Raw genomic sequence first — 19,459 nt, 5'->3', positions numbered from 1 at the left:
GACTTTGAGGAGACTGCGGTTCCGGTCGGACCACTGACCAGAACACGGACCGGAAGCCGCCGCGCACAAGTCAGGTTAGGCTCACCTCTGTGAGTACCTGTACAACGGTCTCGCACGACCTCGACGAGCCCGTTTCCGGAACCGCGGCCACCGCGCGGACCTGGCTGCTCCTGGAACAGCCCGGCCCTTGGGGCGCCAAGGCGCTCACTTCGAGCCACCTGGACCCCGCGCTCGGCCGCGTCCTGGAGACCGCCGCGAAGGACACGGGCGTACGGATCGCGCTCATCCGCCGCCCCGGGCGGCACGCCGACAGTGGCACCCCTGCGGTCCGGCAGGTGTACGCGGCCCACACCACGCCCGGCAATGTGTGGCTCCACAGCACGACGACCCGCGACCCACGGGACCTGCTCGACCTGGATCTCGCCGCGCTCGGCAGGGGTGACCACACCTCCTTCGACACCGCGCTCCATGGACGCGCCCACACCGGCGATCCGCTCGCGCTCGTCTGCACCAACGGCAAGCGGGACCGCTGCTGCGCCCTCCTCGGCCGCCCGCTCGCCGCGGAACTGGCCGCTTCGGGCGTCGAGGGCGTCTGGGAGGTCACCCATCTGGGTGGTCACCGTTTCTCCCCGACGCTGCTCGTCCTGCCGTACGGCTACGCCTACGGCCGCGCCGAGGCCCACACCGTCAAGCAGGTCCTGCACAGCGTCCAGGAGGGCCGGATCGTGGTCGAGGGGTGCCGCGGGAACTCCGCCTGGGAACGGCCCGGCCAGGCCGCCGAGCTGGCGGTACGCACGAGGGCGGGCGAATACGCGGCCGAGGCGCTGACGGTCGTACGGACCGACGGTGCGGCCCCGCACTGGGAGGTGACCGTCGCACACGCCGACGGCCGCCACTGGCGCGTCCTTGTGGCCCAGACCGCCTCCCTGCCACCCCGCCCGGAGAGCTGCGGAGCGTCGGTGCTCGGCTCGCCCGCGCGCATGGACGTGGTCGCCGTGCGGGAGTTGACCGCCTCGACAATGCTGGCGAGCTGACCGCCCGACCGGCCCATCCACATATTGATCAAGAGATCCACGCCACACCCCCTGCGGTGGATCCGGCACCCCCACGTACCTTCATGGGTATGAGCCGCACTCCCACCGCCCGTCGCCTGCGCCTGGGACTGCCCCGCCGGGTGTTCTCGCAGGTGCTCCTGATGCAGCTGGCGATCGCCGCGGGAGTCGCGGTGCTCGCGACCGGTCTGTTCCTCGCCCCTCTGAGCAAGCAGCTGGACGACCAGGCGATGCGCCGGGCGCTCGCCATCGCCCAGACCACCGCCGCCGAGCCGCAGATCGCCGAGCAGGTCAAGAACACTCCCCCGCTGCCCAGCGGCCCCGTCCAGCAGGAGGCGGAGCGGATCCGCAAGGCCACCGGGGCCGAATACGTCGTCGTGCTGGACTGGCGAGGCGTGCGCTGGTCGCATCCGACCCGCAGCGAGGTCGGCAGGATCGTCTCGACCGACCCCGGCCAGGCCTTGGCCGGCAAGGAGATCATGCAGATCGACAGCGGCACCCTGGGCCGCACCGCCCGGGGCAAGGTGCCGCTGTACGACAGCCGGCACAAGATCGTCGGGGCGGTCTCGGTCGGTATCGCCTACGACAGTGTGCGCGCCCGGCTGATCCACGCGATCCCCGGGCTGTTCGCCTACGCCGGCGGGGCCCTCGCCGTGGGTGCGCTGGCCGCCTGGCTCATCTCCCGCCGGGTCCAACGGCAGACCCGTGACCTGGCCTTCTCCGACATCTCGGGCCTCCTCGCCGAGCGCGAGGCCATGCTGCACGGCATCAGGGAGGGCGTCGTCGCCCTCGACCGCGCCGGACGCGTCCGCCTGCTCAACGACGAGGCACGGCGGCTGCTGGGCATCGGCGACGAGGCCGTCGGGCGCTCCCCCGACGAGGCGCTCGGAGACGGCCGTACGGCCGATGTCCTGGCCGGACGGGTGACCGGCACCGATCTGGTCACCGTGCGGGGCCAGCGGGTGCTGGTCGCCAACCGCATGCCCACCGACGACGGCGGCGCGGTGGCCACTCTGCGCGACCGCACCGAACTGGAGCAGCTCGGCCGGGAGCTCGACTCGACCCACGGTCTCATCGACGCGCTGCGGGCACAGGACCACGAGCACGCGAACCGGATGCACACGCTCCTGGGGCTGCTGGAGCTGGAGATGTACGAGGACGCCGTGGAGTTCGTCGGAGAGGTCGTCGGCGATCACCGGGCCACCGCGGAACAGGTCACCGAGAAGATCGAGGACCCGTTGCTCGCCGCGCTGCTGGTGGGCAAGGCGACCGTCGCGGCCGAGCGCGGAGTCGCCCTGTGGGTCTCCGACCGGACCCGGCTGCCGGACCGGCTCGTCGATCCGAGCGGGCTGGTCACCATCGTGGGCAACCTCGTGGACAACGCCCTGGACGCCGCTGCCGGCGCACCGCACGCGCGCGTGGAGGTCGAACTGCGCACCGAGGGTCGTACGGCCGTCCTCAGGGTGCGGGACACCGGGCCCGGGATCCCGGTGGAGCAGCGCGAGTTGGTCTTCACCGAGGGCTGGTCGACCAAGGAACCCCCGGCACACCGGGGACGCGGCCTCGGGCTCTCCCTGGTCCGCAAGCTCGCCGAGCGTCAGGGCGGCAGCGCGACCGTCGCGGAAGCCGACGGCGGGGGCGCCGAGTTCACCGTCGTACTGCCCGACGCACTCGCCGAGACGCAACCCGCTCTCGGTGCACCGGCCGGGACCCGGCCCGCTCTCACCGCACCGGCCGCCCAGCAGACCGCCCCCGAGGAGGAGTCGTGATGATCGAGGTCCTGGTCGTGGACGACGACACCCGCGTGGCGCGCGTCAACGCCGCGTACGTCGAGAAGGTGCCCGGCTTCCATGTGGCCGGCGAGGCGCACTGCGCGGCGGAGGCACTGCGGCAGCTGGAGGCACTGCCCCACGTGGACCTGGTCCTCATGGACCACTATCTGCCCGACGAGACGGGCCTGGCAGTGGTCCAGGAGATGCGTCGGCGCGGCCACCAGACCGACGTGATCATGGTGACGGCGGCGCGGGACGTGACGACCGTGCAGGCGGCGATGCGGCACGGCGCGCTCCAGTACCTGGTCAAGCCCTTCGCCTTCGCGGGCCTCAGGGCCAGGCTGGAGGCCTATGCCGAGCTGCGCCGCACCCTGGACGGCGGCGGCGAGGCGGAGCAGGCCGAGGTCGACCGCATCTTCGGCGCCCTGTCCTCGTCGGCGGAGCCCGACCTGCCCAAGGGACACTCCCCCACCACGGCGGAACTCGTCCGCCGGTCCCTGATGAACGCCGAAGGGCCCCTGTCGGCCCAGGAGATCGCCGACCGGACCGGGGTGAGCCGGCAGACCGCCCAGCGCTATCTCAAGCTCCTGGAGCGCACCGGACGGGCCAGGCTCACGCTCAAGTACGGCGACGCGGGCCGCCCGGAACACCGTTACGTGTGGGCGACCCGCGCGTGAGGAGGCACCGCGCGCTCGGCGTCGGCGCTCGGCCGACGCTCAACCGGCGTTCTGCGCGGCCTTCTCCACGAACTCCGTCGTGTACGTCTTGTCCAGGTCGACGTCGGCGTTCTGGATGGTCGGGTTGAACGCCTTGAGGACCTTCTCCACGGTCTCCGGACCGTCCTTGGGCATCACACCGTCCTTGGTGAACATGGGCAGCGTGTTCTTGATGGCCACCGCGTAGAGCAGCTTGTTGCCCTGCGAGTAGTCGGCGGGCATCTTGTCAGCGATCTGGGTCGCGCTGTGGGTGGACATCCACTTGAGCGTCTTGACGAATGCATTGGCCAACTTCTGGACGGTGTCCTTGTGACCGTTGACCCATTCCGTCTGCATGTACAGACTTGACGAGGGATACGGCCCACCGAGCGCCTCGTCGGAACCCTGAGGCGTACGCATGTCCAGGAGGATCTTGCCGGCCTTCTTGTCCAGGATCGTCGCGACGGTGGGATCGGTGGTCATGCCGCCGTCGATCGAGCCCTGTTGCAGCGCCGAGATGAAGGTCGGTCCCGCCCCGACGGCGACCGGGGTGAAGTCGCTGACCTTCACGCCGTTCTTGACCGCGAGGTACTTGGTGAGGAAGTCGGTGGAGGAGCCGAGGCCCGTGACGCCGAGCTTCTTGCCCTTGAAGTCCTTGGGCGAGGTGATGTCACCGGCCGCCTTGTTGGAGACGATCTCCACCTCGCCGGGCGCGTGCGAGAACTGCACGACCGACTCCACGTCCTTGCCCTTCACCTGGAGGTCGAGCGTGTGGTCGTAGAAGCCGACGGCCCCCTGGACCTGACCGGAGACGAGCGCGGTCTCCGCCTGGACGCCGGCCGGTTCGCTGAGCAGCTCCACGTCGAGCCCCTCGGAGTCGAAGTAGCCGAGCCGCTGGGTGAGCATCGCGGGCAGGTAGATGACCTTGTCGAGGCCACCGACCATGATCTTGACCTTCGTCCCCTTGCCGTCCCCCTTGCTGCCGGAGCCGGTCGAAGCGGTGCTCGAGGCGTCGTTGGCGCAGGCGGTGAGCGAGGTGAGGGCGAGCAGGCCGGCTGTGGCCAGGGAGGCGTATCTGGCGGTCTTGCGCATGGGGTTCACGTCCTTGTGAGTGGGAGGGGCACAGGGGTCGCCGTCAGCGTGTGAGGGGCGCCGGGGCGGTCGCCGACAGGCGGGAGAGGGTGCCGAGACGGTCGTCGGCGTGTGGAGACGGGAGCGCGGAAGCGGTCGTCAGCTGTCGGACCCCGCCGGCTTCCAGCGGAAGATGCGGCGCTCGGCGAAGGTGAGCAGCCCTTCAGCCACGAGGGCGACGACGGCGAGGATGACCATCGCGGCGTACACACCGGCCGCGTTGAAGGTGCCCTGTGACTGCGCGACGAGCAGGCCGATGCCCTTGGTCGCGCCGATGTACTCGCCGACGATCGCGCCGATGAGGGCGAAGCCGAAGCTGACGTGCAGGCTGGTGAAGATCCACGAGGTCGCGGACGGGATGACGACCTGAAGCGTCACCCGGCGGTCGCTCGCACCGAGGATGCGGGCGTTCGCGACCAGGTTGCGGTCGACCTCGCGGGCGCCCTGGAAGGCGTTGAAGAAGACCGGGAAGAAGACCAGGACGACGGCCGAAGCCACCTTGGAGGCCGGTCCGAGTCCGAACCAGATCACAAAGATGGGTGCAAGGACAATCCTGGGTATCGAGTTGAGCACCTTGATGTATGGACCAAGCACATCGGCGAGCAAGGTGATCCGCCCCAACGCGATACCGAAGACCACACCGGCCACCACACCGAAGACCCAGCCCAGCAACGCCTCATGGAGCGTGTACCAGATCTGTTCGCCCAGCGAGCCGAGCGCGGTCCCGTGCGTGATCCAGGTCCAGATCTGGTCCCAGATCTTCGAGGGCATGGAGAAGTTGAAGGGATCGATGACCTCCGCCCGGGCGAGCACCTCCCAGAGGCCCAGGACGGCCACCAGGAGCAGTACCCGGGACACCGCGACGACGATCCTGCGTCTGCGGGCGGCCCGCGCGCGTGAGTGCGCGCGGTTCGGTGGGGTCTTGGCCGTGTCCACGACCGGTGTGCTGAGGACCTCAGGCGACATGAGCGGCACCCCTCTCCCGGGTGATGCGGACCTCTTCGCCCAGCGACTCCCAGATCTCGCGGTAGATCTCGATGAACCGCGGCTCCAGGCGCACCGACTCGACCTTGCGCGGCCGCGGCAGGTCGATGTCGAACACCTGCTTGACGGTGGCCGGTCCGGCCGTCATCACGACGACCTTGTCGGCCAGCGCGATGGACTCCTCCAGGTCGTGGGTGACGAAGACGACCGAGGCGCCCGTGCCCTCCCACAGTTCGAGGAGTTCGTCGGACATCAGGGCCCGGGTCTGCACGTCGAGCGCGGAGAACGGCTCGTCCATGAGCAGGATCTCGGGGTCGTTGACGAAGGTCGCCGCGAGCGCGACGCGCTTGCGCTGGCCTCCGGAGAGCTGGTGGGGGTAGCGGTCCTCGAAGGCCGTGAGCCCGACCCGGGCCAGCCATTCCCGCGCCTTCTGCTTCGCCTCGGCCTTGGGCACCCCACGGAAACGCGGACCCGCCATCACGTTCGACAGCACGGTGCGCCAGGGGAAGGTGGCGTCCTGCTGGAAGACGAAACCGACCTTGTCCCCGACTCCGCGGACCGGCTCCCCGACCACCAGAACCTCGCCCTCGGAGGGCTCCTCCAACCCGCTGACCAGCGTCAACGTGGTGGATTTGCCGCAGCCCGTGGGCCCGACGACCGCCACGAACTCCCCACGGCCCACCGTGAGATCGAGTCCTTTGACCGCCGTGTGCAGACCCCCCGACGGGGTCCGGAATGTCTTGCTCGCGCCCCGCAGCTCGATGGCGGGGCTGATGTCTGCGCTCATGGCCGGGGACGGTAGATGTGGCGCGCGCCACGGCATCAGTCTTCTGAGCGCATGCCGTTCTTTTGCTTGCAACGGCCTGTTGTGCTCGTTTTGCGCGCGCTACAACAGCGGAGCCGAAACATGGGCTCGACGCCCGCCAGGCCTTGAGGGAAAGAGGCCCGATGATTGACGTCCTGGTCGTGGACGACGACTTCCGCGTCGCCGAGATCAACGCCAAGTACGTGGGAAAGGTTCCCGGCTTCCGGGTGGCCGCCCGCGCGCACAGCGCCGCCCAGGCGCTGGCCAGCGTGCAGCGCGGGACCATCGACCTGGTCCTGCTCGACCACTACCTGCCCGACCAGACCGGCCTCGAACTCGTCCACCGCATGCGGGAACAGGGTCACGGCACCGACGTCATCATGATCACGGCGGCCCACGACGTGACGACCATCCAGACCGCGATGCGCCTGGGCGCCCTGCACTACCTGGTCAAACCGTTCACCTTCGCCGCCCTGCGCACCCGTCTGGACTCCTACGCCGCCCTGCGCCGCACCGTCGACCGGGTCGGCGGCCGCGGCATCGCCGGCCAGGAGCAGGTCGACCGGATGTTCAGCGCCCTGCGCACCACACCGGCCCCGGCCTCCCCCGGTCTGCCCAGCGGTCACTCGGAACCCACGACGGACCTCATCTGCCGCGTCCTGCACCACGCCGACCACCCGCTCTCCGCCCACGAGGTCGCCGCCGAGACAGGCCTGAGCCGCTCCACAGCCCAGCGCTACCTCCGCCACCTCGAACAGGCCGGCCGCCTCCGCCTGTCCCTCAGATACGGCGACACAGGCCGCCCGGAGCACCGCTACGCGTGGGTGGCGCCCTAGCCGTACGTCCCGGCATGGCCGGCGGGCAGATGTCGTACGAGGCAGACGGACGCCGTACGACGCAGATGGACCGTAAGACGGAGACTGACGCCCTACGGCGACGAAGGCGCCGTCGCTACACAGCCCCCGCTCCCGTCAGTGACCGCACCTCGGTCTCCGCGTGCTTGGCCTCGTCGGCGACCTCCGGCGAGGTGACCGTGCCGAGCCAGCCGGCGACGAAGCCGAGGGGGATGGAGACCAGGCCGGGGTTCTGGAGCGGGAAGTACTGGAAGTCGACGCCGGGGAACAGCGATTCGGGACTGCCGGACACCACGGGCGACAGCAGCACGAGGGCGAGGGCCGGGAGGAGGCCGCCGTAGACGGACCAGACAGCGCCTCGGGTGGTGAACCCGCGCCAGAACAGGGAGTAGAGCAGGACCGGCAGGTTTGCGGAGGCGGCGACGGCAAAGGCGAGGCCCACCAGGAAGGCCACGTTGAGGTCCCGGGCCAGCAGGCCGAGGGCGATCGCGATCACACCGATCCCCACGGCGGCGGTTCTGGCCACGGCCACCTCACTGCGCGGCTTGGCCCGTCGGCGCCGCAGCGAGGCGTACAGGTCGTGGGCGACGGAGGCCGAGGAGGCGAGCGTGATGCCGGCGACCACGGCAAGGATCGTGGCGAAGGCGATGGCGGCGACGATCGCGAACAGAACCGTTCCGCCCGTGGAATCGGCGCCGCCGCCCAGGTCTAGGGCCAGCAGCGGGACCGCCGTGTTCCCGGCGGCGTTCGATCCCCGTACCGCCTCGGGCCCCACGATGGCCGCGGCACCGAAGCCGAGGACGATCGTCATCAGGTAGAAGCCACCGATGAGCCCGATCGACCAGACCACCGAACGCCGTGCCGCGCGTGCGGTGGGCACGGTGTAGAAGCGGGACAGGATGTGCGGGAGCCCTGCCGTGCCGAGCACGAGCGCGAGTCCCAGGCTGATGAAGTCGAAGCGGGCGGTCCAGTCCCCGCCGTACTTGAGGCCGGGCGCCAGGAACGACTGCCCATGGCCACTGCGCTCGGCCGCCGTGAGCAGCAACTGGTCGAAGTCGCCGTGGAACCGCACCAGCACCAGCACGGTCAGCGCGACGGTCCCGCCGAGCAACAGGACCGCCTTGACGATCTGGATCCAGGTGGTGGCCCGCATACCGCCCAGGGACACATAGATCACCATGAGCGCCCCGACCCCGATGACCGTCCAGGACTGGGCCGCCTCACTGGTGCCGCCGAGCAGCAGCGCGACCAGGCTGCCCGCGCCCACCATCTGTGCCACCAGATACAGAACGGACACGGTGACCGAGGAGGTTCCCGCCGCGATCCGCACCGGCCGCTCGCTCATCCGCGCCGCGACCACGTCGGCGAGTGTGAACCGCCCGCAGTTGCGCACCAGTTCGGCGACCAGGAACAGCACCACCAGCCAGGCCACCAGGAAGCCGACCGAGTAGAGCATCCCGTCGTACCCGAACAGGGCGATGAGCCCGGAGATCCCGAGAAAGGACGCCGCCGACATGTAGTCGCCCGCGATGGCAAAACCATTCTCCATCGGCGAGAACAGTCGGCCGCCCGCGTAGAACTCCTCCGCCGAGCCGTGCCGGTGGCGGCTCACCCACGTCGTGATCCCCAACGTCACCGCGACGAATGCGCTGAACAGCAACAGCGCCAGAGTCTGGTGGTCCCCCGTCACGACGTGACACCGCCCCGGGCCGTACGCGTCAGTTCCTGGGTGTCCCACCGCAGTTCGAGCGCGGCCCGGTCCCGACGCAGCCGCGCATGCCGGGCGTAGGCCCAGGTCAGCAGGAACGTGGTGAGGAACTGCCCGAGTCCCGCGAGCATCGCCACGTTCACCGCACCCGCCACGGGGCGCGCCATCAGCCCGGGCGCGGTCGTCGCTGTCACGACGTAGGCCACGTACCAGACGAAGAACCCGATGCCCGCCGGCACCACGAACCGCCGGTACCGGCTGCGCACCTCCTGGAAGGCCGCGCTGCGCTGCACTTCGAGGTAGACGTCGGCTGCGGCCGCGGCCCTGTCCTCGCGCTCCGCGCGTGCCGCCTCGGCCGGGGTCACGGGTGTGCCGTCACCGCTCGTCTCGCCCCAGCCGGAGGCGAGGGCGTCGTACCAGGGGTCGTCGTACCGCGCCCCGGCGGACGCCTCGGCGCGGGCCTGATCCTGCCCGTCGTGGGTCTCGGCCGAACTCTCGGCATCACCCCCGCTTCCACGGGGACGAGCGTTGCTTGACTGCATGCCCAAGGATGGACAGAACGGGAAGATCCCCGACTCTTCTTCCCCACGCTCTTCACCCCATCAGGTGATTCCTCCCGTCGGTGGCCGCACAAGTCCCTTCGCATAGGCGTAACGCACGGCCTGCGCACGGTCCTTGAGTCCCGTCTTGGCGAAGAGGTTGTTGATGTGGGTCTTCACGGTGGCGGTGGAGACGTGCAGTGCGCGGGCGATCTCCTGGTTGCTGAACCCTTCGGCGATCAGCGCCAGCACCTCGACCTCCCGGGAGGTGAGCCCGTCCGGCGGCTCCATGGACGCGGACAGCGGCTGAGGTGACTCGGGATCCGACAGCCGCTCCAGAAGCCGCCGCTGGATGCTCGGCGACAGTCCCGCGTCGCCGGAGAGCACGCTCTGCACGGCCCGCACGATCTCGTCACCTCCCGCGTCCTTGGTCAGATAGCCACGCGCCCCCGCCTTCAGCGCGGGGAACAGCGAGTCGTCGTCCGCGTACGTGGTCAGCACCACGACCTGTGTCCCGGGGTGTTCGCTGCGGATCCGCCGGGTCGCCTCCACCCCGTCGCAGCGGGGCATCCGCAGGTCCATCAGCACGACGTCCGGGGCGAGTTCCGCGACGAGCTCGACCGCCTGCTCCCCGTCCCCCGCGGCGCCCACGACCTCGATCCCGGGCAGCAGGCCTAGCAGCATCACGATGCCTTCGCGGACCACGGTCTGGTCGTCCGCGACCACCACCCGCGCGGGCTTCGGCTGCGCCCCCTCCGTCATACCGGCACCTTCAACGTCACCACGAACCCCTCTTCGTCCGGCCCCGCGTCCAGCGAACCGCCCAGCAGTTCGGCGCGCTCCCGCATCCCCCGCAGACCGTACCCGCCTCCGGTGGCGGTGAGTTCACCCGGCGAACCGCCCGAGTCCCGCACCACCAGCGTCACCTGGTCCTCGCCGTACTCGAGCCGCATCCTGACCTTGGCCCCCGGCGCGTGCTTCCGGACGTTGGTCAGGGCCTCCTGGGCCACTCTCCGCACGGCCTGCGACGCCTCGGCCGGCAGCGGTCTGCGCTCACCCGAAATGGTGGCTTCTGTTCCGTCGGCCGTCCCCACCAGCTGGCTCAGGAAGTCCTCCAGCGGGGTCATGTCCCCGCGCAGGGCCGACAGTGCCTGCCGGGTCTCGGCGAGACCTTCGCGGGCCATGCCCCGTGCGGCCACCACCCTTTCGAGGATCTGGTCCCGGTCAGCGCCCCCCTCGATCAGCAGCCTGGCCGCCTCGAGGTGCACAAGCTGGGCGGAGAGGCTGTGGGCCAGCACGTCGTGGATCTCCCGAGCGATACGGGCGCGCTCCGCGAGCGCCACCGACTCGGCCTCGGCGGCCCGCGCCGCACGCTCCTGGGTGAGCAGCCGCTGTGCGCTGCCACGGGCCTCGGCGTCCAGGCGCAGGACGTAGCCGGCCAGCGCGAGCCCCGCCGTCGTGGCCACCGTGGTCAGCCACCCGTCGTCATTGACCGCCGCGTACAGGGCGAGGGCGACCGCGGTCACCGGCATGGCGGCTGCGATGGGCAGCCGCTCCAGCGCGGTGATGGCGCAACCGCACCACAGGACAAGGGCGATGACGCCGAAGTCAGCGGCCTGGGCGGCGACCGCGATCACCAGGAGGACGCCGTAGAGCGTCAGGGAGGGCCAGAGCCGGTGCGCCAGGGTGGTGCGGAAGAGGGCCCATCCGGCGACCGCGGCCAGGAGGATGGACGCCACCGCCCCGAGCACCGCCCAGCCACGCACGTGCGTGCTGTTGAAAGCGCCCCAGAGGAGCATGCCCAGCACCAGCGACCGCGTGACGTAGCCGAGCACCCGGCGGGGACGTGTGGCCGCCTCGCGCGTGAGCGCCTCCCGGGAGGGCCAGCGGGTCCAGCCGTTCTCCGTCACACGCGTTCCTTCCCCGTGGACCGGACCATGGGCTCACCGTACGCCGGAGCGGTTGCGTTCGCGGTTGTGGCGGCAGGGCGCAGGAAGTGCGCACGCCAGACCAGGATTCCGGAGCGCACCAGCAGGGTGGCGGCCAGGGCGAGCAGCAGGGCGGAGGAGTCCTGGTGAACACCTGTCGCCGCACCGAGTGCGAAGAGGCCGACCCGCAATCCGATGCCGACGCCCCAGACAGCGCCGCTCGCCTTGGTGCTCCTGCTCCACACAGCGCCATCCGGCTCGGTCCATATGCGGCTGGTCCAGGCCCAGCCGGCGCCGATGGCGAGGCCGGTGAGCAGCTCGGCGGCGAGCAGGGCTATGGATGCCGTGCGGTGCTGGGCATCCACCAGTCCCGGCTCCCGGAGCGCCACGACGGCCAGGATCACGGGCAGCAGCCACCAGCGTCGCCCGGTGTCGATCCGGCTTGCGCGGAACTGCCGGGTGATCACCACGACCACCGCGACCACGATCAGCAACGCGTCGACGAGCCCGGACATCACAGCCTCCGTGAGCGAGGAAGGGAGTGCCGGCAGCGGATGCCGTCGACACCTTCGAAGCTACGGAAATCCGCAGGCTGGGAGATCGGAGCGAGGGTGGATCACGGGTGGATTCCGGGACGGGCCTGCCCTCCACCCACGGGTGGAGAAGCCCGGTCGGACGGCGACCGGATTCGCGGGGCGCCGTGAACGAGAGAGCCGGATCCCGCCGTCGGTCCGCCCAGAGTCAAAGCCCTCGCGTGGACGACCGAGGCAATCCAACAGCGGGGCCCCCAGCACCGGAGCCGACCGTCACCGCACCACACGGGTCACCCACGGCCACCCGAAGCCAACCGCCCACGACCGGCCGGCATCGAACCGCGACCGCCTACGGCGGGCCCCCGCCCATAAGTCGCCCAGGCCCGATCACGAGAGCCGAACCCGCAATGTCGGCGACCGCCCGACTTGCCTGTACCGCCGACACGGGACACCCCGTCAACCTGACCGAACCCGCACCACAGGCAGCCGTCAAACACAGCCGAAGGCTCGGACAGGGCCAGCCACAACCCCGCCCGAGCCCAGCGCAGCGACTACGCGTCGATGCGCGACCGGTCCAGCGTCGCCGCCGACCCGGAGATGAACTCCTTGCGCGGCGCGACGTCATTGCCCATGAGCAGATCGAAGACCTGCTCGGCCGCCTCCAGGTCGGCGAGGTTGATCCGCCGCAGAGTCCGGTGCCGGGGATCCATCGTCGTCTCGGCCAGCTGGTCCGCGTCCATCTCGCCGAGACCCTTGTACCGCTGGATGGAGTCCTTGTACCGGACACCCTTGCTCTGGAACTCCAGCAGCTTCTCGCGCAGCTCCCGGTCCGAGTACGTGTAGACGTACTTGTCCTGGCCCTTCTTCGGCTGAACGAGCTCGATCCGGTGCAGCGGCGGCACGGCCGCGAACACCCGGCCCGCCTCGACCATGGGCCGCATGTACCGCTGGAACAGCGTCAGCAGCAGGCAGCGGATGTGCGAACCGTCGACGTCGGCGTCGGTCATCATGATGATCTTGCCGTAGCGGGCGGCGTCGATGTCGAACGTCCGGCCCGAGCCTGCCCCTATGACCTGGATGATCGCACCGCACTCGACGTTCTTGAGCATGTCGGTGACGGACGACTTCTGGACGTTGAGGATCTTGCCCCGGATCGGCAGCAGCGCCTGGAACTCGGAGTTCCGGGCGAGCTTCGCGGTACCGAGCGCGGAGTCCCCCTCGACGATGAACAGCTCGCTGCGGTCGACGTCGTCGCTGCGGCAGTCGGCGAGCTTGGCCGGCAGCGTGGAGGACTCCAGGGCCGTCTTCCGGCGCTGCGCGTCCTTGTGCTGGCGGGCCGCGATGCGGGTACGCGCGGCGGCGACCGCCTTCTCCATGACGACCCGGGCCTGTGCTGCGGCGTCCCGCTTCGTGGACGTCAGGAAGGCCTTGAGCTCCCTGGAGATCACGGTGTTCACGATGCGGCGGGCCGCAGAGGTACCCAGGACCTCCTTGGTCTGGCCCTCGAACTGGGGCTCGGCCAGGCGCACGGTGACGACCGCGGTGAGGCCCTCGAGGGCGTCGTCCTTGACGATGTCGTCCTCGGCGACGCGCAGCAGCTTCTTGGCGCGGAGCACCTCGTTCATCGTGCTGGTGACGGCCGTCTCGAAGCCCGCGACATGGGTGCCGCCCTTGGGCGTGGCGATGATGTTCACGAACGACTTCAGAGTCGTGTCGTACCCCGTGCCCCAGCGCATCGCGACGTCGACGTCGAGCTCACGGGTGACCTGGGTCGGGGTCATCTGGCCGTGCTCGTCGAGGACCGGGACGGTCTCCCTGAAGGTGCCCTGGCCGGAGAAGCGGAGGACGTCGTTGACCGGCTTGTCGGTCGCCAGGTACTCGCAGAACTCGCTGATGCCGCCGTCGAAGCGGAAGGACTCCTCACCCTTGCTGCCGCCCTCGCCCAGACCGAACTCGTCGCGGACGACGATGGTCAGGCCCGGCACCAGGAACGCGGTCTGGCGGGCGCGCTGGTGGAGGTTCTCCAGGGAGAGCTTGGCGTCCTTGAGGAAGATCTGGCGGTCGGCCCAGTACCGCACGCGCGTGCCGGTGCGGGTCTTGGGGATCTTCTTGGCCTTGCGCAGGCCGCTCGCGGCATCGAACTTGGCGTCGGGTCCGGTCGCCGCGAAGGCCCCCGGCACGCCGCGCCGGAAGCTGATCGCGTGCGTGTGGCCGCCGCGGTCCACCTCGACGTCCAGTCGCGCGGACAGGGCGTTGACCACGGAGGCGCCCACGCCGTGCAGACCGCCGGAGGCGGCGTACGAGCCGCCTCCGAACTTGCCGCCGGCGTGCAGCTTGGTCATGACGACCTCGACACCGGAGAGGCCGGTCTTGGGCTCCACGTCGACCGGGATGCCCCGGCCGTTGTCCCGGACCTCCACGGAGGCGTCGTCGTGGAGGATCACCTCGATGTGGTCGCAGTACCCGCCCAGGGCCTCATCGACGGAGTTGTCGATGATCTCCCACAGGCAGTGCATGAGACCACGGCTGTCGGTGGAGCCGATGTACATACCCGGGCGCTTGCGTACGGCCTCGAGCCCCTCGAGGACGAGCAGGTGCCGCGCGGTGTAGTTGGACCCGTCCCGGTCTGCTCCTGCCAGCAGAGCTGTGGACGGCACGGACGTCTCGGCGGTCACGCGGTTCGCTCCTCGCTGAATTTCAGGTGGGGCCCTTGTGGGTAAGGGCGCGGCTTCGGTAGCCGCCAAGAGGGTACCGAGGCCTGGTAGAGCCGTTGTAACGCCACCCTCGTGCGGAACACAGACTAATCCAGGGTCGCATGCCTGTTCGATCCCTCGATGGGGTGAAGTACATATCACGTTCCCTCAGGGGCATGAACCATTTAGGCTCCGGGCACGTCCTCATGAACAACCGGCAACCCAGCCGGCGGGACTGACCTTGACCGACCAGTGCGAAACCGTAAGACACAGAGACACGCAATACGGCACATTCGCCGCCAAACCGGCAGCAGCCAGCCGTCCGGAAAATTTCTCTCTGGGAGAAGCCCCGAGCGGGAACGTTTTGGGGCTGGTTGGATGTTGACCCTGGTACGACAGCTCGTCGAGCTAGAGAAGAGGCGACGTGACTACTGTTCTGACCCCCGCGAGCCCGCTGACGGCCGCAGACCGCTGCGACCGCTGCGGCGCCCAGGCGTACGTACGCGTCGTCCTGATCAGCGGCGGAGAACTGCTCTTCTGCGCCCACCACGGTCGCAAGTTCGAGCCGGAACTCAAGAAGATCGCCGCTGAGATACAGGACGAGACGGAGCGGCTCACGGCCGTTCCCGCAACCGCCTCCGAAGAAGAGCGCTGACACTCGCGTCCACGACGAGCCGGCGCCGACACAGGTCGGCATAAGGGCGGCCGCCCCTGCTCCCAGGGGCAGCCGCCCTTGCTCATGGCTCGCGTGGGCCCGCTCAGTGCCTCTCAGGCGCCCCTGCACGGTCCCGCGGCACCGACGCGGCCACTCTGCGACCGTCCTGGTCCAGGGTCCGCATGACGTCGGACACCCGCGTGTAGACGCCGGGCCAGCCCGGCCGCCCGCAGCCGTTTCCCCAGGACACCAGTCCGATCAGCTTCCCCTGGGCGACCAGCGGCCCTCCGCTATCCCCCTGGCAGGAGTCTCGGCCGCCCCGCTCCTCTCCGGCGCACAGCATGCTGTCGGCGCGGTAGGTGCCCTCGGCCGTCCCCGGATAGGCCTCTTGGCAACGCGTGTCCGACATCACGTGCACCCGCGCGGCCCGGAGACTTCGCGCGTAGTCACCACCACCTGTGATGTCGCCCCAGCCGTAGACCGTCGCGCGGGTCCCCGCCGCGTATGCCGGATCTCCGGTGGCCGCCATCCCGATCACCGCACTCTGCGGCAGCGGCTCGGCGAGCGTGAGAACGGCGAAGTCCCCCGCATTGGTGTCCGGGTCGTATCCCGGATTCACCCAGGCCTCTCGTACAGGGATCTCCGCACCCTGGTCCGACAGCAGGTCCGTACGGCCCGCGATGACCCGGAAGTCGCGCACCCGCTCCGGTGGCGCCCCCAGCACGTTCTCGCCCATGCAGTGGGCCGCGGTGAGCACCGTGGTCGGGCCGACGGCGACACCACCGCAGAACTGCCCGGCGCGCGTACCCCCGAACCGGTCACGGCTGGACAGCGCCACCGTCCAGGGCGCCGTCGACACATCGACCGGGAATCCCCCGACGACAATGCTGTCGGCCGCCACAGGGGCAGCCGACGCCAGCGGTATGGCCGCCGCCACGGCCGCCAGAATCAGCGGCCGGGTCAGCGCCCGGGCAATGGGACGACGCATGCATGCTCCTCACTCCGGGTAACGATCGGAAACCCAGAGTCACGCAGGGCGCCTGTGCGCGCAGCACGAAGGCCCGGCCCCTGAAGAGGGACCGGGCCTGTGATGTCGTACGACTACGACCTAGTCGAGGTAGTCGCGCAGCACCTGCGAACGCGACGGGTGGCGCAGCTTCGACATGGTCTTCGACTCGATCTGACGGATGCGCTCACGCGTGACGCCGTACACCTTGCCGATCTCGTCGAGGGTCTTCGGCTGACCGTCGGTGAGACCGAAGCGCATCGAGACGACGCCCGCCTCGCGCTCGGACAGGGTGTCGAGGACGGAGTGCAGCTGCTCCTGCAGAAGCGTGAAGCTGACCGCGTCGGCCGGGACGACGGCCTCGGAGTCCTCGATGAGGTCACCGAACTCGCTGTCGCCGTCCTCGCCCAGCGGGGTGTGCAGCGAGATGGGCTCGCGGCCGTACTTCTGGACCTCGATGACCTTCTCCGGGGTCATGTCGAGTTCCTTGGCCAGCTCCTCCGGGGTGGGCTCGCGGCCCAGGTCCTGGAGCATCTGGCGCTGCACGCGCGCGAGCTTGTTGATGACCTCGACCATGTGCACCGGGATACGGATGGTGCGGGCCTGGTCGGCCATGGCGCGGGTGATCGCCTGACGGATCCACCAGGTGGCGTACGTGGAGAACTTGTAGCCCTTGGTGTAGTCGAACTTCTCGACCGCGCGGATCAGACCGAGGTTGCCCTCCTGGATGAGGTCCAGGAAGAGCATGCCGCGGCCGGTGTAGCGCTTGGCCAGGGAGACCACCAGACGGAGGTTGGCCTCCAGGAGGTGGTTCTTGGCGCGGCGGCCGTCCTCGGCGATGATCTCCAGCTCGCGCTTGAGCTTGGGGGCGAGCTTGTCGGCGTTGGCCAGCTTGTCCTCGGCGAACAGACCGGCCTCGATGCGCTTGGCGAGTTCGACCTCCTGCTCGGCGTTGAGCAGGGGGACCTTGCCGATCTGCTTGAGGTAGTCCTTGACGGGGTCGGCGGTGGCACCGGCGGCCGCGACCTGCTGCGCGGGCGCGTCGTCCTCGTCCTCGTCGGAGAGCACGAACCCGGCGCTCTCGGCGCCCTCGGGCTCGTCGCCCGCCTTGGGGGCCGCCTCCTCGAGAACCTCTTCCTCGAGGACCTCGGCGTCGTCCTTCTTGGCGGTGGTCTTCTTGGCCGCCACGGTCTTCTTGGTGGCAACCGTCTTCTTCGCGGCCGCCTTCTTGGTGGCGGCAGCCTTCTTGGCGGCCGGCTTCGCGGTGGCCTCGCCCTCGACGACGGGCTCGGCGGCGGGGGCCGCGGGGGTGGCGGTGGCGGTGGCCTTCTTCGTGGTCACCGTCTTCGCCGCGACCGTCTTGGTGGCGGTGCGCTTGGCCGGACTCTTCGCTGCGACGCTCTTTCGGGTGCGCTTGGGCTCCGCGGCACTGACCATCAGCGTCACACCCTCTTCCTCGAGGATCTGGTTGAGGCTGCGCAGTACGTTCTTCCACTGAGTGGCCGGAATCTGGTCAGCTTCGAAGGCCCGACGCACGTCATCGCCGGCGATCTGCCCCTCAGCCTTTCCCCGCTCAATGAGAGCCATGACAGAGACGGACTCGGCGATCTCCGGCGGGAGCGTACGGGATGTGCTGGCCGACACGAACAACCTCTCGGAACGTTGGAAAACGGCTTCCGGCCCCGTCCAAGACGGACAGGAGCCGACCACCGACCTGGGAAGGGCCGACGGCGCGGGCGGGGGCCGGGGAAGATGCACAGCGCCTGAAACGGCGTCCGTATTCCCTCCGCGGCTGTCACCTCTTAGGTCATCGCGCTGTTTCCACGAGCGTTACGCCCAATCTGCGTGGCCCGAGTCACACCCCGTAAGTAACCAAAAACGGTCAGACACGGGCAGACACGGTCAGCCGGTGGCTCCGGTCGGCGATGCCCGGAAATGCTCTCACCCCTCCGCGCCGTCGGACCCCGCAGGGTCCCTGGAGATCCTGCGGGGTCCGACGGAGGCGGCTCGACGGCCGAACGATGATGCAAGGAGGGGAAGACATCCCCGGCCGCGCCGCCCGCTGTGCGCGGTCAGTGCTCGCGCGGGGCGGGTACCACGCGCTCCACCTCGGGGTGGACGGTGAGCAGCTGCCGCATGGCCGCTTCGGCCGCCGTTCCGTCGCCGGTGGCGAGAGCGTCGACGATCCGGCCGTGGTGCGCCAGCGACGACTCGGTCGGTCGGTCACAGCCGGTGACCGGGCCTCCGGAGACCTGGAGAGCGGCCGAGACGATCCCGGAGAGGTGTTCCAGCATGCGGTTGCCCGCGACCTGGATGAGCAGGGAGTGGAACTCCGCGTCGGCGCGGGAGAAGGTGAGCGCGTCGCCCTGGCTCATCGCGTGCCCCATGATCTCGACCATGTCGCCGAGACGCTGCTGGATGTCGTCACGGCCGTGTCCGGCGGCCAGGCGCGCGGCGAGCGGCTCGATCGTCCAGCGCAGCTCGCTCAGCTCGCGGCGCTGATCGTCGCGCTGCGGTCCGAAGGCCCGCCATTCGATGATGTCCGGGTCCAGGAGGTTCCAGTCGCTGACGGGACGCACGCGCGTGCCGACGTTCGGGCGGGCGCTGACCAGGCCCTTGGCCTCCAGGACGCGGAGCGACTCGCGGACGACGGTGCGGGAGACCTCGAAGCGCTGCCCGATCTCCTCGGGGACGAGCGGCCGGTCGGCTCCCAGGTCACCGGAGACGATCATCTGTCCGAGCTGCTGGACGAGTTGGCCGTGGAGTCCGCGCCCGCGGCTGCCTGCGGCTCGTCGGCCCACGCGGCCCAGCTCCGGGTCCGAGCCGTCCCACACGGAGGCTCCGACGCGGGCGGCGCCCGGGCTCTCGGCGTAGGGGTAGCGGTCGAGTTCGCCCGGGCCGGCCAGACCGGAGTCGGTGGAGCGGGCGGCGGTCATCATGGTGTGCGCAAGGGTACTCACGGATCCTTTGTCGGCGTTGCCTCCAACTCCCTTGAGGTCTTTGGTGAAAAGCACACGAAAGGGTGATCGCTCACCCCGTCGCAATTGACGCCTTATCGGAAAGAAATGCGCTTTCACCGGGGAGTTGTGCGCACGTCAGGACCG

General features: G+C 69.8%; 17 protein-coding genes. 5 read left to right on the top strand and 12 right to left on the bottom strand.

Going from position 1 to position 19,459, the window contains the following annotated elements; translation table 11 throughout:
- Positions 1-89 precede the first annotated feature (89 nt).
- The 3 genes from AC2XR2_RS32945 to AC2XR2_RS32935 all read left to right on the top strand — a co-directional run bounded on the left by AC2XR2_RS32945 (position 90) and on the right by AC2XR2_RS32935 (position 3,501).
- Positions 90-1,034, top strand: coding sequence for a ferredoxin family protein (locus AC2XR2_RS32945; RefSeq protein ID WP_491517017.1), 945 nt, complete (start codon positions 90-92; stop codon positions 1,032-1,034).
- 89 nt (positions 1,035-1,123) lie between these two features.
- Complete coding sequence (locus AC2XR2_RS32940) at positions 1,124-2,821, top strand: sensor histidine kinase (RefSeq protein ID WP_491517016.1); 1,698 nt, start codon at positions 1,124-1,126, stop codon at positions 2,819-2,821.
- Positions 2,821-3,501, top strand: a complete 681-nt coding sequence (locus AC2XR2_RS32935) for a response regulator (protein ID WP_491517015.1) — start codon at positions 2,821-2,823, stop codon at positions 3,499-3,501. The genes AC2XR2_RS32940 and AC2XR2_RS32935 overlap by 1 nt, the downstream gene beginning before the upstream one ends.
- Positions 3,502-3,540: 39 nt before the next feature.
- Here the strand turns inward: AC2XR2_RS32935 and AC2XR2_RS32930 are convergent, their stop codons facing one another.
- The 3 genes from AC2XR2_RS32930 to AC2XR2_RS32920 all read right to left on the bottom strand — a co-directional run bounded on the left by AC2XR2_RS32930 (position 3,541) and on the right by AC2XR2_RS32920 (position 6,421).
- Positions 3,541-4,611, bottom strand: coding sequence for an ABC transporter substrate-binding protein (locus AC2XR2_RS32930; protein WP_491517014.1), 1,071 nt, complete (start codon positions 4,609-4,611; stop codon positions 3,541-3,543).
- Between the two features lie 138 nt (positions 4,612-4,749).
- Positions 4,750-5,616, bottom strand: a complete 867-nt coding sequence (locus AC2XR2_RS32925; protein ID WP_491517013.1) for an ABC transporter permease — start codon at positions 5,614-5,616, stop codon at positions 4,750-4,752.
- Positions 5,606-6,421: an ABC transporter ATP-binding protein gene (locus AC2XR2_RS32920; protein ID WP_449353236.1), complete on the bottom strand. Its 816-nt coding sequence runs from the start codon at positions 6,419-6,421 to the stop codon at positions 5,606-5,608. The genes AC2XR2_RS32925 and AC2XR2_RS32920 overlap by 11 nt, the downstream gene beginning before the upstream one ends.
- Before the next feature lie 161 nt (positions 6,422-6,582).
- Between AC2XR2_RS32920 and AC2XR2_RS32915 the strand changes: the two genes are divergently transcribed.
- Positions 6,583-7,275, top strand: coding sequence for a response regulator (locus AC2XR2_RS32915; RefSeq protein WP_330263982.1), 693 nt, complete (start codon positions 6,583-6,585; stop codon positions 7,273-7,275).
- Between the two features lie 115 nt (positions 7,276-7,390).
- Here the strand turns inward: AC2XR2_RS32915 and AC2XR2_RS32910 are convergent, their stop codons facing one another.
- The 6 genes from AC2XR2_RS32910 to AC2XR2_RS32885 form a co-directional block, all read right to left on the bottom strand.
- Complete coding sequence (locus tag AC2XR2_RS32910) at positions 7,391-8,983, bottom strand: monocarboxylic acid transporter (protein ID WP_381302269.1); 1,593 nt, start codon at positions 8,981-8,983, stop codon at positions 7,391-7,393.
- Complete coding sequence (locus tag AC2XR2_RS32905; protein WP_491517012.1) at positions 8,980-9,543, bottom strand: DUF485 domain-containing protein; 564 nt, start codon at positions 9,541-9,543, stop codon at positions 8,980-8,982. The genes AC2XR2_RS32910 and AC2XR2_RS32905 overlap by 4 nt, the downstream gene beginning before the upstream one ends.
- Positions 9,544-9,603: 60 nt before the next feature.
- On the bottom strand, positions 9,604-10,302 hold the full coding sequence (locus AC2XR2_RS32900; protein WP_330263985.1) for a response regulator transcription factor: 699 nt from the start codon (positions 10,300-10,302) through the stop codon (positions 9,604-9,606).
- Positions 10,299-11,450 (bottom strand): sensor histidine kinase, encoded by a 1,152-nt coding sequence (locus tag AC2XR2_RS32895; RefSeq protein WP_491517011.1) that lies wholly within the window; start codon positions 11,448-11,450, stop codon positions 10,299-10,301. The genes AC2XR2_RS32900 and AC2XR2_RS32895 overlap by 4 nt, the downstream gene beginning before the upstream one ends.
- Positions 11,447-11,983: a DUF1453 domain-containing protein gene (locus tag AC2XR2_RS32890; protein ID WP_381302265.1), complete on the bottom strand. Its 537-nt coding sequence runs from the start codon at positions 11,981-11,983 to the stop codon at positions 11,447-11,449. The genes AC2XR2_RS32895 and AC2XR2_RS32890 overlap by 4 nt, the downstream gene beginning before the upstream one ends.
- Positions 11,984-12,552: 569 nt before the next feature.
- Entirely contained in the window at positions 12,553-14,676 is a 2,124-nt protein-coding gene (locus AC2XR2_RS32885; RefSeq protein ID WP_356462920.1) for a DNA gyrase/topoisomerase IV subunit B, read from the bottom strand.
- A gap of 442 nt (positions 14,677-15,118) precedes the next feature.
- On the opposite strand from AC2XR2_RS32885, the gene AC2XR2_RS32880 reads away from it, so the two are divergent.
- Positions 15,119-15,349 carry a DUF7455 domain-containing protein gene (locus tag AC2XR2_RS32880; RefSeq protein WP_062022557.1) on the top strand — a complete coding sequence of 77 codons (231 nt, stop codon included), beginning with the start codon at positions 15,119-15,121 and terminating at the stop codon, positions 15,347-15,349.
- A gap of 103 nt (positions 15,350-15,452) precedes the next feature.
- Here the strand turns inward: AC2XR2_RS32880 and AC2XR2_RS32875 are convergent, their stop codons facing one another.
- The 3 genes from AC2XR2_RS32875 to AC2XR2_RS32865 form a co-directional block, all read right to left on the bottom strand.
- A complete protein-coding gene (locus AC2XR2_RS32875) occupies positions 15,453-16,337 on the bottom strand; it encodes a serine protease (RefSeq protein WP_491517010.1) in 885 nt (294 codons plus the stop codon).
- Between the two features lie 120 nt (positions 16,338-16,457).
- Complete coding sequence (locus tag AC2XR2_RS32870) at positions 16,458-17,999, bottom strand: RNA polymerase sigma factor (protein ID WP_381302262.1); 1,542 nt, start codon at positions 17,997-17,999, stop codon at positions 16,458-16,460.
- Positions 18,000-18,427: 428 nt separating this feature from the next.
- Positions 18,428-19,315: a FadR/GntR family transcriptional regulator gene (locus AC2XR2_RS32865; RefSeq protein WP_381302261.1), complete on the bottom strand. Its 888-nt coding sequence runs from the start codon at positions 19,313-19,315 to the stop codon at positions 18,428-18,430.
- Between the last annotated feature and the right edge of the window lie 144 nt (positions 19,316-19,459).

The sequence above is a fragment of the Streptomyces sp. LS-MS-L19 genome (genome assembly GCF_058382285.1).
Note: the sequence above shows the minus strand (reverse complement) of the source record. Positions and strands in the feature narration are given on the sequence as shown.

What these genes read in the sequence shown, in the direction of transcription:
- AC2XR2_RS32940 (WP_491517016.1), top strand. Translation starts at nt 1,124, where the DNA reads ATGAGCCGCACTCCCACCGCCCGTCGCCTGCGCCTGGGACTGCCCCGC.
- AC2XR2_RS32935 (WP_491517015.1), top strand. Translation starts at nt 2,821, where the DNA reads ATGATCGAGGTCCTGGTCGTGGACGACGACACCCGCGTGGCGCGCGTC.
- AC2XR2_RS32930 (WP_491517014.1), bottom strand. Translation starts at nt 4,611, where the DNA reads ATGCGCAAGACCGCCAGATACGCCTCCCTGGCCACAGCCGGCCTGCTC.
- AC2XR2_RS32925 (WP_491517013.1), bottom strand. Translation starts at nt 5,616, where the DNA reads ATGTCGCCTGAGGTCCTCAGCACACCGGTCGTGGACACGGCCAAGACC.
- AC2XR2_RS32920 (WP_449353236.1), bottom strand. Translation starts at nt 6,421, where the DNA reads ATGAGCGCAGACATCAGCCCCGCCATCGAGCTGCGGGGCGCGAGCAAG.
- AC2XR2_RS32915 (WP_330263982.1), top strand. Translation starts at nt 6,583, where the DNA reads ATGATTGACGTCCTGGTCGTGGACGACGACTTCCGCGTCGCCGAGATC.
- AC2XR2_RS32905 (WP_491517012.1), bottom strand. Translation starts at nt 9,543, where the DNA reads ATGCAGTCAAGCAACGCTCGTCCCCGTGGAAGCGGGGGTGATGCCGAG.
- AC2XR2_RS32900 (WP_330263985.1), bottom strand. Translation starts at nt 10,302, where the DNA reads ATGACGGAGGGGGCGCAGCCGAAGCCCGCGCGGGTGGTGGTCGCGGAC.
- AC2XR2_RS32890 (WP_381302265.1), bottom strand. Translation starts at nt 11,983, where the DNA reads ATGTCCGGGCTCGTCGACGCGTTGCTGATCGTGGTCGCGGTGGTCGTG.
- AC2XR2_RS32875 (WP_491517010.1), bottom strand. Translation starts at nt 16,337, where the DNA reads ATGCGTCGTCCCATTGCCCGGGCGCTGACCCGGCCGCTGATTCTGGCG.